This is a genomic window from Pseudomonas brassicacearum (assembly GCF_003732265.1).
GTDB lineage: Bacteria > Pseudomonadota > Gammaproteobacteria > Pseudomonadales > Pseudomonadaceae > Aquipseudomonas > Aquipseudomonas brassicacearum_D.
Genome location: NZ_MOBK01000300.1, coordinates 464 through 713, shown reverse-complemented (window position 1 = coordinate 713; position 250 = coordinate 464). Strand labels below are relative to the sequence as shown.

The 250-nt window shown below is 55.2% G+C and carries 1 pseudogene; it reads left to right on the top strand.

Annotated elements, in window-relative coordinates:
* Positions 1-250: pseudogene (locus BK660_RS31395) on the top strand (ABC transporter substrate-binding protein); the annotation flags it as partial.

Sequence of the window (250 nt, the reverse complement as noted above, 5' to 3'; positions counted from 1 at the left end):
TTGGACAGGTGACAACGGTGACCCGGACAACTGGCTTGGCGTGCTCTACAGCTGCGGGGCGGTAGAAGGCAGCAACTACGCCAAATGGTGTGATCCGACCTACGACAAACTGGTGCAACAGGCCAAATTGTCCACCGACAAAGATCAACGGGTAAAACTGTATCAACAGGCGCAACTGATCCTTAAACAGCAAGTGCCGATCACGCCGATTGCCAACTCCACGGTGTTCCAGCCGCTGCGCAAGGAAGTC